Origin of the sequence: Streptomyces sp. NPDC093225 (assembly GCF_044753805.1) — a bacterium.
Lineage (GTDB): Bacteria > Actinomycetota > Actinomycetes > Streptomycetales > Streptomycetaceae > Streptomyces.
The window spans coordinates 13,361-27,238 of record NZ_JBIVNX010000014.1 but is presented as its reverse complement, the minus strand read 5'-3'; the positions used below and the strand labels follow the sequence as shown (position 1 = coordinate 27,238).

Genomic DNA, 13,878 nt, shown 5'->3' with positions numbered 1-13,878 from the left:
GGCCGAGCGGCTCCGGCACCTGCGGCAACCGCATCGAGGTCCGGCATGCGAAGGGGTTCCGACGGTGAGACGCTGGGACAAGGCGGGCCCAGAGCGGGGGGTGGCCTCGCACGCGACGTGCTGAGGAACCGAAGCGCCGATCTCGTACGCCCGGCCGATCCCAGTCTTCCCGGTGGTGATGGTTGATGCCTCGACTAGCCTTCTGTGCGCGCGTCTCCCTGGTTGCCGTCCTGGCCGTCATGTCACCCCTCGCGGTGTCCGCGCAGGGGGAGGAGCAGCGGCACGCCAAGGTCCCGAACAACACGACCGTCGACTACGACCTCTCGGGCTACCTCCACATCAGAGCGGCCCCGGGCAGGGCCAACAAGATCACCATTCACGGGGGCACCCCGTTCGGAAGCGTCAAGGTCTACGACGACGGAGACGTGGTGTCGGGTCCGCAGGGTGACGAGCTCAACCTGAACAACACGGGTATCTGGAGAATCAGTGTCGATGCCGGCGACGGCGACGACGTCGTCTCCAACCTCACCGACCTGAAGATGGTCGTCCACGGCGGCTCCGGCAACGACGTCCTCAACGGCAACTCGGGTTCCGACACGTTCTACGGCGAGGCCGGTGACGACCGGATCGACGGTGGCGACGGCGCCGACTGGGCCTACGGCGGCCCCGGGAACGACAGCATCGACGGCGACTACGGGAACGACAGGTTGTACGGGAACGTCAACGATCCGGCGGCGCCGGACGGAGCCGACGCGATTCGCGGCGAGCAGGGTGACGACACCATGTTCGGAGAGGCCGGAAACGACTCGCTCGACGGGGGTTCGGAATACGACACGGCGTACGGCGACTCCGGAATCGACGTGTGTCCGAACAGCGAAGTCACGGTGGACTGCTGAATCCGACGCGAAGACCTCCGGTGCGGCGGGGCCTGCGCACCCCGCCGCACCGGAGGTCTTGGCCGTGCTCAAGACGTTCCGCCGACGACCACGCTCGTGGTCAGCCCACCTGGTCCGGCCTGGCCGGCCCGTCAAGCCCGTCAAGCCCGTCAAGCCCGTCCGGCCCGGGCCGCCCGTCCAGCACGGCCCACGCGAGCATCCCGCCGGGGACCGGACGACACGTCACCAGCGCCTCGGGGCCGGGCCCGGCGGCCGGGCCGGCGGCGAAGCCGTCCGCGCGCGGGCGCAGCCGCACCGCGCGCAGACCCGGCAGTTCCGCGCCGAGCAGCGGGCTCAGCGCCTTGAACGCCGCCTCCTTCGCCGCGTAGAGCTCCAGCATCCGCCGCTGCGCCGCCGCGCTCCGCACGAGGTCCCGCTCGGCCGGGCCCAGCACCAGATGGGCGGCGGCCGGCGGCGGACCGCCGAACTCCAGGTCCACGCCCAGCCCGGGCACCTCGGCGGTCCGCGCGACCACCGCCACCGCCACCCCCCGGGAATGGCTCACCGAGCCCGTCACGCCCGCCGGGAACCTCGGCCGGGGCCCCTCCCGCAGCACCGGGCCCGCCGCGATGCCCGCGTCGCGCAGCGCCCGGCGCAGGGCGCACCTGCCGATGAGGAAGTCCGCGCGCCGCGCGGGCGGCATCTGCGCGGCCAGCGCCAGCTCCGCCTCGTGCACCGCCGGCGGCGGGCCCTCGTGCACGGACGCGATGCCGAATCCCACGCCCCGCAGCCGCGGCCGTACGCGGTGCAGGTGCCGCGGCAGCGTCTGTACGGGCACCCAGTCACGCACCGGGGCCGGCCTGCGGCCCGCCACGCTCTTCACCGTCACAGGTACTCTCCTTCGGGTCCTCGGGGCACTCGCCCGTCCACCGCGGGAGAGTCCACTGAGGAAGAGGACCGGGCGGCGCGGAGTACTCCCGCCGTCCGCGGGTCCCGTCCTTGAGACGGCCGTTCACCTGCTCACCTTCGGGTGTGACAATGGCGCCGGGCCGCTCCCCGACGAGGAGCGGGACCGTCCGGTACGGAGGAGCAGACGACATGAGCGATCTCGGCGCGGCCGCCTGGCCCCAGGCGGATCTGGACCCTTTGCGGCGTCTGAAGGTCATCGCCGCCGCCGTACGGGCGCCCATGTACGCGGAACGGCACTACGACGTCCCGCCGGAGCGCCTGTGGGCGGTGGCCGCCGACCTGGAGAACGAACTCCCGCACATCATCCCGGCGTTGAAGTCCTTCACCCTGCTCGGCGCGGAGGGGGAGCGGCTGACGGCCCGCGCGGTCGGCCGGCTGGGCCTGCCGGAGGCCTTCGACGTCGTCCTCCGACCCGGATGGTGCCTGATGCAGAGCCGGACGCTCATGGGGGCGATGGCGGCGGTGCCCCACGACGGCGGCACGACCTTCGCCTTCGCCTCCGGGCTGCGCAGGCCGGGCGGCGCGCTGCTGAAGCGGCTGGGCCTGTTCGGGACCGAGGCCCGCGGCCATGCCCTCCTCGACCGCCTCCAGGAACGCATCGACGCCCGCTCCCACTAGGTTCCGTCCGGCGGGTCAGAGCACGCCCACCAGCACGATGACCAGGGCGGGCAGTGCGACGAGGAGCGGGATCACGTAGATCGCGACGATCGCGAACAGGTCGCCGGTCGGCTCCGGGGCCGCCGTCAGCCGCGGGGGCCGTGGGTGCCGAGCCGCCGGAAGGGCTTCGCCCGGAGCCGTCACCCTGGTCATGGCCACCCCTGGTACATCGGAGGGAGGCGCGCGGGGCGGGCTGCGGCAACGGGGGCATGCGGAGGGCATGCTGAGGTGTCGACGGCCGGAGGTGGATCACCCCGGTCACCGCCGACCGCCTACGCCCACCGCCTACCCCCGACCGAGGACCGCCGACCGTCGTTCGACCCCCGCATGCCGGGAAGCTACGGAGACCCATGTCCGCGCCCCCCGCCCCCGAAGCCACGGCCGCCGCCCTGCTGCGCCGCCCCCAGATCTGGGTGGTCCCCACCGTCCTGACGGGACTGCTCGCCCTCCTCGTGTCCCTGCTCTACATGGGCGGCGTCGTCAACCCCAACGGGGACCTCCACGACCTGCCCATCGCCCTCGTGAACGACGACACCGGCACGCCGGACCTGGGCGGGCGGATCACCGCCGCCATCGCCGCGGACTCCGCGGGCGGCAAGGCCGACTGGCGGGTGATGACCCGCGCCCAGGCCGAGGACCAGCTCGACTCCGGGAAGGTGTACGGGGCACTTGTGGTTCCGGCCGGCTTCTCGGACGCCGTCGCGGCGCTCACCACGTCCGGGGCCACCCACCGGCCGACGATGATCGTGCTCACCAATCCGGGCAAGGGCAGCCTCGGATCCTCCCTGGCCAGCCAGATCAGCACCAAGGCGGCCCACGGCGCGTCACTCTCCGTCGGCCGCCAGCTGACGCAGACGGCCGCCGGCGCCCGGGCGACCCCCACGGCCAAGGTGCTGCTCGCCGACCCGGTCGACGTGGTCACCCAGGTCGGGCACCCCATCGGCGCCCACAGCGGTCTGGGCCTCTCCGCCTTCTACTACACCCTGCTGCTGGTCCTGGCCGGGTTCATGGGCGGCAACGTCATCAGCAACGGCGTCGACACCGCCCTCGGTTACGCCGACAACGAGATCGGCCCCTGGCACACCCGGCGGCCGACGGTACCGATCAGCCGCACCCAGACGCTGCTCCTCAAGATGGTGATGACGGCAGGCATCACGGTGGTGAGCACCGCACTCGTGATGCTGGCCTGCATCACGATCCTGGGCATGGACGCCTCCCACGTGCCGCTGCTGGGGATCTACTCCTACTGCGCGGCCCTCGCGGTCGGCCTGGGCGTCCAGGCCATCAACGCCGCCTTCGGCGGGATCGGCCAACTGGTGTCCATGTTCGTGTTCATCGTGCTCGGCCTGCCGTCGTCGGGCGCCACCATCCCCCTCCAGGCGGTTCCCGCGTTCTACCGGTTCCTGTCCCACTTCGAACCGATGCGCCAGCTCAGCGACGGCGTACGCGCGATCCTCTACTTCGACGCCCGCGGCGACGCCGGCCTCACCCGTTCGTGGATCATGATCGGGGTGGGCGCCGTGCTCGCGCTGCTCTTCGGCTTCGGCATGACGACCTACTACGACCGCACGGGCCACAAGCGGCTCACGCCCCAGCCCGCCTGAACCATCCGGCCGCCGCCACCCCGCCGAGCAGCCCGAGGAGCCGCCGCCGACCACCCGGTCCGGGGCTGCCCCGAGCGGGGTCGTGCGGAACGCACCCGTCCGGGCGTACGGGCGTCCTACCGTGCCCGGCATGACCTTACTCAGGTACGGACGGGTGACGCTCGCCGCCCTCGCGGCTGTCCTGCTGACGGGACCGCAGGCGGCCGGCGCGCAGAGCTCCGCGGGCCCCGCTGCCGTCGTGCGGTCGGCGACCGGCGCGGACCCCACCGCGGGGGAGCGGGGCGGCGGTGCGGCGCGGGGGGCGGCGACACCGGACCGACCCTCGTACGACGTGGCGCTGCGCGCCGACGCCGACGGCTCGCACTGGAGCGGCCGCCAGCGGGTGTCCTTCCGCAACGCCGGCCGCACACCGCTGCGTTCGGTCGACGTACGGCTGTGGGGGAACGGCACCGACGGCTGCGGTGCTCCCGGCCGGCCGTCCCCGGTGCGCGTCCGCGGGATCACCGGCGGCACCCCGCACCCGCTCGCGGTCGGCTGCACCGCGCTGCGGATCGACCTCCCGGCACCGCTGCCGTACGGGGCGCGGGCCAGCGTCTCCTTCGACCTCGCGATCACGGTCCCGGACCGGATCCACCGCTTCGGCAGGGACGGCGCGCACCGCTATCTGGGCAACGCGCTGCCCCTGCTGTCCGTGCAGGACGCGCGCGGCCGGCACCTCGACCCGGACGTCGGCTTCGGCGAGAGCTACTACACGCTCGCCGGTGACTTCCGGGTCGTCCTCGACCACCCCCGCAGGCTCGTCGTCCCCACGACGGGCACCACCACCCGGCGCCCGGGCGCACCCGGCCGCACGCTCACGACCGGCGTTGCGCGCGGCGTGCGGGACTTCGCGTGGGCGGCGGGGCCCTTCCGGTCCAGGACGGTGACCACGCCCGGCGGGATCCGGCTGAACGCCTACTGGACCGCCACCACCTCCACCGAAGGCGTCGCGACCGACCTGAAGAGCGCCGTCGGCGCGGTCGAGGAGTTCGGCGCGCGGTACGGGCGCTACCCCTACGGCGAGCTCGACCTCGTCATGAGCGACGCCCTCGACGACGTCGGCAGCATGGAGTTCCCGGGCCTCGTCCTGCTGTGGACCGAACCGGAGGGCTCGGCCGTCGTCCACGAGATCGCCCACCAGTGGTTCTACGGCATCGTCGGGAACGACGAGTTCGCGGCGCCCTGGCTCGACGAGGCCTTCGCGCAGTACGCGAACCAGCTGTACTACCGGGAGTCCACCACCACCTGCTGGGAGGACCAGGGGGCGTGGCCCAGCGACACGGCCGCGCTCACCCGGTCCATGGCGTACTACGCGGCCGGCCACCGTTCGGAGTACGTCCGGGTCGTGTACGTGCGCGGCGCCTGCGCCCTGCACGACCTGGAACGCGTCCTGGGCGGCCCCGCGATGGCGCGCATGCTGCGGGGCTACGTACGGGACCACTGGCTGGGCGTCGCCACCACCGCGGACTTCAAGCGTGCGGCACGGGCGGTGACGGCGAAGGACCTCGGCCCGTTCTGGGCGGAGCACAGGATCAACTGACCACGGCACGCGCGCGGGTGCGGCCGGGCGGCCGCCCGGCCGGGTGCGGGCGGGGCGGAAACCCGCCCCGCCCCCCGTCCCCCGGTCCCCCCGTGGAGCGCCAGGGGTCCGGTCCGGCGTCAGGCCCAGGCCCTGCGGAACGCCTCGCGCGCCCGGAAGAGCCGTGACCGCACCGTGCCCACCGGGATCCTCAGGGCTTCGGAGACCTCCTGCTCGTCCAGCCCCTCGACGTGCCGCATCGCGAGGACGAGCCGGTGTTCGGGAGTCAGGCGCCCGAGCACGTCCTCGATGTCGGCGGACAGCTCCACGTCCACGCCCTCCGCCGCGCGGTCGGCGATCTCGGCCACCACCACGCGGTTGCGGCGCTTGGCGTACCGCAGCGCCTCCCGGGCGGCGATCGCCCGCGCCCAACCGAACAGTGCCTCGGGCGACTTGAGCTGGCCGATGTTACGGAAGATCGCGATCAGCGCCTCCTGTGCCGCGTCCGGACCGTCCTCCAGGGCGATCGGTCCGCAGACGCGCGCCACCCGCGGCGTCAGCACGGTCAACAACTCGTCCATGGCCAGCGCGTCCCCCCGCTGTGCCCCCCGCACGAGCTCCGCCACCCGCTCCGGCTCCTCCGCCGTCCCGTTCGCAGTGCCTGCCATTCCTGTGCCCCCATCGCCGCCCCGCGGTCAGGCCCTGCAACAGGCCCCGCCCAGCGACACTTTCCATCATCGAACCGACAGATCCCTTGCTTGCGCTCGCACGATCCGCAGGTAACACATGAGCCCCCAGTTCTGTGCCGACGTCCGACCCGCACCGCGCCGTGGCGGCGGGGTGCGGAATCAGGTGCGCCAGACGCACAGCCAGGACCGGTCGGGGGGCCGGGGCCAGGGCGGGACGTGAGCGGGCAGTTCCGTTCCGACGACGACGGCCTCCCCGTGGACCGGGGCGAGCCGCGACGCCTCGAACAGGTCCCGACCCATCGGCTCGGGCGCGCTCGCGGAGCCGTGGGCGCACGCGGACAGGCACACACCGGGTGGTCCTCCCGGAGCCGCCCGCTCCGCGGACACGCTGCACCCCGCCACCGCGGCGGCGGCCGCCCCGGCGCCAGTCACCCCGGCCGTCGGGTGTGCCCCGGCCACCGGGTGCGTCGCGGCGGTGCACGGCGGGACCAGGACGCCCCCCAGCAGCAGGACGCACACCAACACGACCGCCCTCCAAGAGGCGTGCGCCGGCGCGGCCCGTCTGATCATGCGCGCCATGCTAGGGGACAGATGATCGTTTCCGGGCGGTAAGTTCCCATGTACCCAGGAGTAGTCCCATATGCCGTCTGACCTGCCGCAATTCGTGCGATCGACCGGCAACCACGAGGACCAGCCAGGCCGTCACCCGCGAGGCCCCGAAGGGGACACGCCGAAGGACGAGGACCTGCACGGCGTTCCCGACAGGTGACCGGAGGCGCGTGTCGCGGGTCATCCGGCCGGAAACGCAACCCTGGCCGTCGCTCTTCGCACCGGCACCGGGTAGGGACCTCGCGGACGGCGCGGTCGGCCGCCGCTGACTCCGGACCGCCCATCCCTTGGGTGGCGTGCGGTCACCTGTAGATCTCGAGGGCCGTGGCGGCGCGGCACAAGGCGTTGACGTCTTGGAGGAAGTGCAGCATCGCGGTCACGCGGCCCGGTTCGGCGCCGGTCGACTTCCAGGGGTTTCGGCCCTGGACCAGGAGCCGTTCGCAGGCGTGCTGGGCCTCGGCGGCAGCATCCTCGGGCCAGTCCTGGCCGTGCAGGGTGGGGCGAACCTCCGTGTTGAGGACGGTCCACCGGGCCCGGATCCGACTGCGCCACTCACTCACGCTTGCTCGCTCTTCGGTGTGGTGAAGCGCGCCCAGGCTGCTCCGGGGATCTCCGGACGGGCTGGGCAGGAGGCTGTCGAAGTCGGTGAGGAAGCCGTGCATGGCCTGGGGCCAGGCGGGATCGTCGGCGCGCTTGAGGCGGAGGTCGGCGATCCGGGTCTGCAGGGCTGCCGCCCTGGTGGTCAGGTCGGCGAGGTCGGAGGCCTCGAAGCCGGAGAGCAGGGACTGCTGGAAGGCGGTGGCCTCCTCGGTGGCCCGCTGCCGGGCCTGCTCAGCCTGGCGGGCTTCGTCCTGGGCGCTGGTGAGCCTGTTGAGCAGGAGGAGGGCGACGGGGATGCCGAAGCACGCGCCGGTCAGGCCGGAGTAGATGTTGAGCACGTAGTCGTGTCCCGTCCACCAGCCGGTGGCGTCCAGGCGCAGGCCGACGAAGAACAGGACGGTGCCGACGGGGATGAGCAGAGCGCTGAGCCTGATCTGCTTCGGCGTCTCGGCCCAGAAGCGGGCTATCCCGGTGTTCGGCTGGTGCACGTGGTTCCCCCTGGTCGTGAGCGTGAGGGGACGGTAGCGCACTCGCCTCGACAAGATCGCCGGGAATTCGACGCCGGTCGGCGACGGCCCTGTTCGCCGCCCTGGGGTGGCGAAGTCGCGCACCTGCTGAGGTGCGAGAGCAGGGCCGGTGACGCCGTCGCGGGGCAGGGCCGGCCCGCGACGGCGCACGGCGGACCTTCGGCCGGCCTATGGGGTGTGGAAGGACACCTCCGGGTTCGTGGGTGACGGGGCGTCCAGCAGCGGCTGTGGCGTGCCGCGCAGGTGCCGGTCGAAGAACGCGGCGACGTACGCCCGCGTGAGGGGCAGGGCGCGGTCCGCCGGCAGCGGTGTCCGGGGCAGGCCGAAGTGCTCGGCGATGACCGGTCCGTCCGTGAAGGAGTAGTGGTCCGCGCCGGTGAAGGTGATCCACCGCTTCCACCCGTCGAGCGCCCGCCAGGTGGTGTCCCACGTGCGGTCCTCGCCACCCGGCTGGTGCACCTCGTCGCCCGTGCCCAGCATCATGAACGGGCGGCCGCCGAGACCCTGGGCCGGCACGGCGTCGTGGAACGCCCCGTCCATGTTGACGCCGGCGCGTATGCGCCGGTCGCCCGTCATGGCCGTCATCGTGCTGGCGCCCCCTATGGAGTGGCCGGCCATGCCGACCCGGCGCGCGTCGATCATCCGGGCGAAGCGGTCGGTCGCATGACGGCCGATCAGCCGGTCGAGCACGAACGACACGTCGCGGGCCCGCCCCGCCGTGACCTTGCTCGCCGGCGCCCGGCCCTCGAGCACCTCGCCGCACGCCACGCAGGTCAGCACGCGGCCGCCGGGCACCTCGATGCCGTAGGACTCGTAGGCGTGGTCGACGGACGCCACCACGTACCCCCGGCTCGCCAGGTCCTCCGCCAGGGCGGTCAAGGTGTAACGCGAGACGGTGAAGCCCGGGGAGAGCACCACGAGGGGGTGGCGCCCACCGGCGGGCCGGGCGTCCACCCGGGCGTACGTGCGCATCGCGCGCAGCTCGGCCGGTGGCACGGCGCCCCCGAACCCCGCGCCCTCGACCAGCAGCCTCGCCTCCTCGGCCGTCGCGTACGGGGCCGGTTCGCCCGCCGCGCGGCGGGCGGCCGGGTAGTGGATCGTGACCATGAGCTCCCGGCCGTCCGCCTCCGGCACCCACGGGTCCGGGCGCGATCGGTCCACGAGGTGGAGCGCGGAGCTGCCGACCGCGAACGGGCCCGTCGGACGCGGCAGTTCCGGCCTGTCGAGAACTCTGGCGTCCGATCTCGGGGCGGTGGCCGCGGACGGTGTGCCCGGCGGCCCCGCGGCCGCTGCCGCGCCGGCCGTGACCAGCGGTAACGAGAGCGTGAGCGCGAGTACGGCGGCCGGTGCCGCCTTGCTGAAAGTGACCATGCCCCGAAGCTAACGGGCCCCTTCCGTAGACCGCGTCACCCTCTGGTCGCAGAGCCGTAGTCCCCTGGAAGGGGGACCCGTCACCCCGGAGTGTGAGGGCGGCGGCCGCGCCGGCGCCGTCCGGCCCCGCGCCGGCCTGCTGCCCGGACGCAGTCCCTTTCGTCCCGATTCGGCTAGAGTTCCGGCGTGGCTGACGGTGGATCCCGGGGCAGCTGGTCGTGGCGGTTCGCCGTGGCCACCGTGGTCGTGGGGGTGCTGGCCGGTGCCGCCGGGACCGGCCTCGCACTGCTGCTGCACGCGGTGCAGCACCTCGCGTACGGCTACACGGAGGGCTCGTTCCTGTCCGGCGTCGAGGCCGCCGCACCGGCCCGCCGGGTGGTGGCCATGGCGGTGGGCGGGATCGTGGCGGGCACGGGCTGGTGGGCCCTCTACCGCTTCGGACAGCCTCTGGTCGGCGTCGAGGAGGCGGTGGCCGCCCGCCGCCCGCACATGCCCGCGCTCTCCACCACCTGGCACGCCCTCCTGCAGATCGTGACCGTCGGCCTCGGCTCGCCGCTCGGCCGCGAGACGGCCCCGCGCCAGCTGGCCGCGCTCTTCGCCACCGCGGTCTGCCGGCACCCCGGACTGACGGTCGGTCAGCGCCGCGTGCTGGTGGCCTCCGCCGCGGGCGGCGGTCTGGCCGCCGTGTACGACGTCCCCCTGGGCGGGACCGTCTTCACCCTGGAAGTCCTGCTGGGCACCTGGGCGGTCGGCGCCCTCGTCCCGGCGGCGGCCGTCGCCGCCCTGGCGACGGTGATCTCGTGGGCGGCGCTGCCCGACGAACCCGCCTTCCACCTCACCCGCCTGACCGTGGGGGCCTCGCTCGTCGTCTGGTCCGCCGTCGCCGGCCCGCTCATCGGCCTCTGCGCGCACCTGTTCTCCAGGGCCTGCGCCCGCGCGGGCCGCAGCGCACCACGGGGGCGCATGCTGCTGCTGACCGCCCCGGCCGCGTTCGTCCTCATCGGCCTGCTGGCCATCCCGTACCCGCAACTCCTGGGCAACGGCAAGGGGCCGGCAGAGGTGGCGTTCACCACCCAGCCGGCCCTGGGGCTGACCGCCGTGCTCCTGGCCCTGCGCACGCTCGTCGTGCTGCTGACCCTCCGCGCGGGGGCCCGCGGGGGCCTGCTCACCCCGTCCGTGGCCAACGGCGCCCTCCTCGGGGTCCTGGCCGGCGGCGTCTGGGCCCTGGTGTGGCCGGGTACCACGCTGGCGGCCCACGCGGTCGTCGGCGGCGCCGCTTTCCTCGCCGCCGCCCAGCGCATCCCCCTCACGGCCGTGGTCCTGATGCTGGAGTTCACCGACGCGCCACGCGCCCTGGTCGTACCGGTGCTGTTCGCCACCGTGGGGGCCATGGCCGTCCAGCGGCTGTGCGCGGCCCGCCCCGCGCGGGCGCACCGCCGGGACCGACCCCCGCCCGGCGGGGCCGCGCCGCAGCCCCGCCCGCCGGCTCGATGAGCGGTACCGCTCCGGTCGGCCCGCGCCCCGTGGCGCGCGGTCCTCACGGCAGCGGCGGGCCCCCCGGCGGTCCGCCGTCGCGCCGCCCGCCCGGCCGCTGCAGCCCCTGCGGCCCCTGCAGCCCCTGCGGCCCCTGTAGACCCTGCAGCCCGTGCAGCGCGTCCAGGGCCAGCCGAGCGGTCTCCTCGGGAGTGCCGTCGACCGGCACGGTGACCCCCCGCTCGTCCGGCCCGAGCGGTTCCAGGGCGGCGAACTGGGAGTCCAGCAGTGCCACCGGCATGAAGTGCCCGGTGCGCGCGGCCATGCGGCGGCCGGTCAGGTCCCGGTCGCCGGCCAGGTGGACGAAGACCGCGTCGGGCGCCGCCGCGCGCAGCCGGTCGCGGTACGCACGCTTCAGGGCCGAGGCCGACACCACGCCCCCGCGGTCGCCCCGTCCCCGTGCCCACGCACCGACGGCGTCCAGCCACGGCCACCGGTCGGCGTCGTCCAGCGGTGTGCCGGCGGCCATCTTCGCCACGTTCCGCCGCGGATGGAAGTCGTCCCCGTCGGCGTAGCGGACGCACAGTGCGGCCGCCAGGAGACGACCGACGGTGGTCTTGCCGGTGCCCGACACGCCCATCACGACGACGACCGGTTGTGGTTGCATGCCCCTACCCAACCGCACGGCGGACCGGTCCGGGGCGCGGATGGGCCGGCCGGGCCGGGGTAGACGCGGGATGGCGGCGTGTCAGGAGATCGGGCAGGTGAGGACATTGGAACTGCGCGCGGTGGGCTGGGCCCATTCGTTTCCCGTGACGAAAGGGGTGCGCGCGGCCCGCGCGTGGACCGCCGAGCACCTGTCCACGCTGGCCTGGACCCGGGACGCCCCGGACACGGTGCACTCCGTGCTGCTCACCGTCTCCGAACTGGTGACCAACGCGCACGTGCACGCCGCGAGCACCGCCCACTTGGTCCTCACCTGGGACGGCAGCTGTCTGCACGTGAGCGTCGCGGACACCGACCCGCGCCACCCGCCGCGCCCGGAGCCGGCCGCGGCGGGGGCGACGTCCGGGCGGGGCCTGGGCATCGTGGACGTCCTCGCCGACGCCGTGGACGTCCACCCCTGCGCGCGGGGCAAGGCGATCACCGCCTGCTTCCGACCGCCCGGCGCCGCCGGCCGGCCCGACGGCCCCGGGTGACACCGCGCACCGGCCCGGGGCGTCCCCCGGGCCGGTGCGCGCCCGCGTCCCGGGGCCGACACCAGGGGCGCCCCCATATGGACCGGGCGGGAGTCCGCCCGGACGCGCGGTCCGCCGGCCCCGAGCCGTCACCTCCCGAGGTACGGCCCGTGGTTACCGCCGGGGCGACGGGACGAGGCGCACCAGGGCGTGCAGGAGGGCGTCGACGCCGTCGTGGGCCGGATCGTCCGTCACGTCGGTGAGCAGCCGGGCCAGGACGCCCAGGAGCTTGGGCGAGGCCATCACGCGGGGATGGAGCACGGGCCGGAAGCCGTACCGGGAGAAGACGAGGTCGCCGACCAGGCTGCCCAGCCGGTAGTAGCGCGCCCAGCGGCGCCGGATCTCCGCCGGGTAGTGGAGCAACGCGTGCTCCCGCCGCGGCCCCGCGGGCCGGGCCAGGGCCAGGGCGATGGTCTCCGCGGCCACCTCCCCGGCCTCCAGCGCCTGCGCGATGCCCTCACCGCTCCACGGACTGACCATGCCGGCCGAGTCCCCGACCAGGAGCAGACCCCGACGGTACTGGGGCCGCCGGTTCAGCCCCATCGGCAGCGGAGCGCTGCGCAGCGGTGAGTCCGCGTTCTCCTCCCGCAGGCCCCAGTGCGCGGGCACCCGGATCAGCCAGTGGTCCAGGGCCGCCCGCAGGTCCACCGGACGGCTGCGCCGGTGCTGCGGCAGGGCACCCAGACCGACGTTGACGCGCCCGTCCCCGAGCGGGAACACCCAGCCGTAGCCGGGCAGGTCCAGGCCGGTGCCCGGGCAGCGCAGATCGGCCCAGAGCTCCAGGTACGGGTCGTTCGTCCGGACCTCGCTGCGGTAATACCGCCGGGCCGCCGCCGCGACCGGCCGGCGCGCGTCGCGTTCCAGGCCCAGCGCCAGCGCCGTCCGCGCCGAGGCGCCGTCCGCCGCGACCACGAGCGGCGCCCGATAGCGGACCGGTTCCTGCGCGGGCCCGCGGGAGGCGGCCACGCCGGTGACGTACCCGTCCCGGTCGGTCAGCGGGGCCGTCACCTTGACTCCCGTGCGCAGCCGCGCTCCCGCGGCGGCGGCGAGTCCGGCCAGCAGTTCGTCGAAGTCGTGCCGGGTACGGGTGAGCCCGAAGTCCGGGAGCCGGCCCAGCCGCGGCCAGTCCAACTCCACCTGGCGGCCCTCGCACACCCAGCGCATCCCCTTGTTGCGCATCCACCCCGGGCCGTTGATGTCGACCCCCATGCGGACCAACTGGTACACGCTCCGCGGTGTGAGTCCGTCGCCGCACACCTTCTCCCGGGGGAAGCCGCCCTTCTCCAGCAGCAGCACGTCCACCCCGGCCCGCGCCAGGTGCACCGCCGCGGCGGACCCCGCCGGCCCCGCCCCGACCACGATGACCTGAGCCTCTTCATCGGCTGCGGCTGCCGGCTCCGAGGAGCCGCCACCGGCCTTGTCACGTTCGGTGATCACGTCACCACTATGGCCCTCGCCGGGCGGCCCGGCCGTGCCGCAGCGCCGACGGCGCCGGCTGTTCTCGTGCCGGCGCCGCTCGAAGACCGGAGCGCACCGATGCCGACGGACCCAGGTGCGGTGACGGACCGTAACGGACCGTCGGCGACCCGTGTCTGACCCCGGGCCAGCCGACCCCCGCGCCGGACCGTTGTCAGTGGCCCCCGCTACTGTCCCGCACATACCGCAGCTCAGGGGGCAGTTGGGCCCTCTGGTTCCGGCTGCGCGGATC

Annotated in this window: 13 protein-coding genes and 1 pseudogene; 6 read left to right on the top strand and 8 right to left on the bottom strand. The window is 74.4% G+C overall.

Annotation, left to right across the window (positions count from 1 at the left end; all coding sequences use genetic code 11):
* Positions 1-239 precede the first annotated feature (239 nt).
* Positions 240-896: a calcium-binding protein gene (locus ACIQCH_RS15380; protein WP_402581162.1), complete on the top strand. Its 657-nt coding sequence runs from the start codon at positions 240-242 to the stop codon at positions 894-896.
* A gap of 100 nt (positions 897-996) precedes the next feature.
* Here the strand turns inward: ACIQCH_RS15380 and ACIQCH_RS15375 are convergent, their stop codons facing one another.
* Positions 997-1,764, bottom strand: coding sequence for a 4'-phosphopantetheinyl transferase superfamily protein (locus tag ACIQCH_RS15375; protein WP_402581161.1), 768 nt, complete (start codon positions 1,762-1,764; stop codon positions 997-999).
* Between the two features lie 209 nt (positions 1,765-1,973).
* Here ACIQCH_RS15375 and ACIQCH_RS15370 point away from each other — a divergent pair, with 209 nt between their 5' ends.
* Positions 1,974-2,462, top strand: a complete 489-nt coding sequence (locus ACIQCH_RS15370; RefSeq protein ID WP_402581160.1) for a hypothetical protein — start codon at positions 1,974-1,976, stop codon at positions 2,460-2,462.
* Between the two features lie 15 nt (positions 2,463-2,477).
* Here ACIQCH_RS15370 and ACIQCH_RS15365 read toward each other — a convergent pair whose 3' ends face one another.
* Positions 2,478-2,654 carry a hypothetical protein gene (locus ACIQCH_RS15365; RefSeq protein ID WP_402581159.1) on the bottom strand — a complete coding sequence of 59 codons (177 nt, stop codon included), beginning with the start codon at positions 2,652-2,654 and terminating at the stop codon, positions 2,478-2,480.
* A 197-nt stretch (positions 2,655-2,851) separates the two neighbouring features.
* Between ACIQCH_RS15365 and ACIQCH_RS15360 the strand changes: the two genes are divergently transcribed.
* A complete protein-coding gene (locus ACIQCH_RS15360) occupies positions 2,852-4,105 on the top strand; it encodes a YhgE/Pip domain-containing protein (RefSeq protein ID WP_402581158.1) in 1,254 nt (417 codons plus the stop codon).
* A 130-nt stretch (positions 4,106-4,235) separates the two neighbouring features.
* Positions 4,236-5,684 (top strand): M1 family metallopeptidase, encoded by a 1,449-nt coding sequence (locus tag ACIQCH_RS15355; protein WP_402581157.1) that lies wholly within the window; start codon positions 4,236-4,238, stop codon positions 5,682-5,684.
* Between the two features lie 119 nt (positions 5,685-5,803).
* Here ACIQCH_RS15355 and ACIQCH_RS15350 read toward each other — a convergent pair whose 3' ends face one another.
* From ACIQCH_RS15350 to ACIQCH_RS15335, 4 genes are all read right to left on the bottom strand, one after another.
* Positions 5,804-6,331, bottom strand: coding sequence for an RNA polymerase sigma factor (locus tag ACIQCH_RS15350; RefSeq protein ID WP_402581156.1), 528 nt, complete (start codon positions 6,329-6,331; stop codon positions 5,804-5,806).
* A 180-nt stretch (positions 6,332-6,511) separates the two neighbouring features.
* Complete coding sequence (locus ACIQCH_RS15345; protein ID WP_402581155.1) at positions 6,512-6,922, bottom strand: hypothetical protein; 411 nt, start codon at positions 6,920-6,922, stop codon at positions 6,512-6,514.
* A gap of 341 nt (positions 6,923-7,263) precedes the next feature.
* On the bottom strand, positions 7,264-8,049 hold the full coding sequence (locus ACIQCH_RS15340) for a hypothetical protein (protein WP_402581154.1): 786 nt from the start codon (positions 8,047-8,049) through the stop codon (positions 7,264-7,266).
* A gap of 207 nt (positions 8,050-8,256) precedes the next feature.
* Positions 8,257-9,459, bottom strand: a complete 1,203-nt coding sequence (locus ACIQCH_RS15335; protein WP_402581153.1) for an alpha/beta hydrolase family protein — start codon at positions 9,457-9,459, stop codon at positions 8,257-8,259.
* A gap of 186 nt (positions 9,460-9,645) precedes the next feature.
* Between ACIQCH_RS15335 and ACIQCH_RS15330 the strand changes: the two genes are divergently transcribed.
* The gene (locus ACIQCH_RS15330; RefSeq protein ID WP_402581152.1) at positions 9,646-10,953 is read left to right on the top strand and encodes a chloride channel protein; all 1,308 of its coding nucleotides are present in this window, start codon (positions 9,646-9,648) and stop codon (positions 10,951-10,953) included.
* 142 nt (positions 10,954-11,095) lie between these two features.
* Here ACIQCH_RS15330 and ACIQCH_RS15325 read toward each other — a convergent pair.
* Positions 11,096-11,599: pseudogene (locus ACIQCH_RS15325) on the bottom strand (gluconokinase); the annotation flags it as partial.
* A gap of 97 nt (positions 11,600-11,696) precedes the next feature.
* On the opposite strand from ACIQCH_RS15325, the gene ACIQCH_RS15320 reads away from it, so the two are divergent.
* On the top strand, positions 11,697-12,131 hold the full coding sequence (locus ACIQCH_RS15320; protein WP_402581151.1) for an ATP-binding protein: 435 nt from the start codon (positions 11,697-11,699) through the stop codon (positions 12,129-12,131).
* 153 nt (positions 12,132-12,284) lie between these two features.
* Here ACIQCH_RS15320 and ACIQCH_RS15315 read toward each other — a convergent pair whose 3' ends face one another.
* Complete coding sequence (locus ACIQCH_RS15315) at positions 12,285-13,607, bottom strand: geranylgeranyl reductase family protein (protein WP_402581150.1); 1,323 nt, start codon at positions 13,605-13,607, stop codon at positions 12,285-12,287.
* Positions 13,608-13,878 lie beyond the last annotated feature (271 nt).

Bases quoted from the DNA above. Each gene is read 5' to 3' on its own strand.
- ACIQCH_RS15380 (WP_402581162.1), top strand. From the start codon at position 240: ATGTCACCCCTCGCGGTGTCCGCGCAGGGGGAGGAGCAGCGGCACGCC.
- ACIQCH_RS15370 (WP_402581160.1), top strand. From the start codon at position 1,974: ATGAGCGATCTCGGCGCGGCCGCCTGGCCCCAGGCGGATCTGGACCCT.
- ACIQCH_RS15365 (WP_402581159.1), bottom strand. From the start codon at position 2,654: ATGACCAGGGTGACGGCTCCGGGCGAAGCCCTTCCGGCGGCTCGGCAC.
- ACIQCH_RS15360 (WP_402581158.1), top strand. From the start codon at position 2,852: ATGTCCGCGCCCCCCGCCCCCGAAGCCACGGCCGCCGCCCTGCTGCGC.
- ACIQCH_RS15355 (WP_402581157.1), top strand. From the start codon at position 4,236: ATGACCTTACTCAGGTACGGACGGGTGACGCTCGCCGCCCTCGCGGCT.
- ACIQCH_RS15350 (WP_402581156.1), bottom strand. From the start codon at position 6,331: ATGGCAGGCACTGCGAACGGGACGGCGGAGGAGCCGGAGCGGGTGGCG.
- ACIQCH_RS15345 (WP_402581155.1), bottom strand. From the start codon at position 6,922: ATGATCAGACGGGCCGCGCCGGCGCACGCCTCTTGGAGGGCGGTCGTG.
- ACIQCH_RS15335 (WP_402581153.1), bottom strand. From the start codon at position 9,459: ATGGTCACTTTCAGCAAGGCGGCACCGGCCGCCGTACTCGCGCTCACG.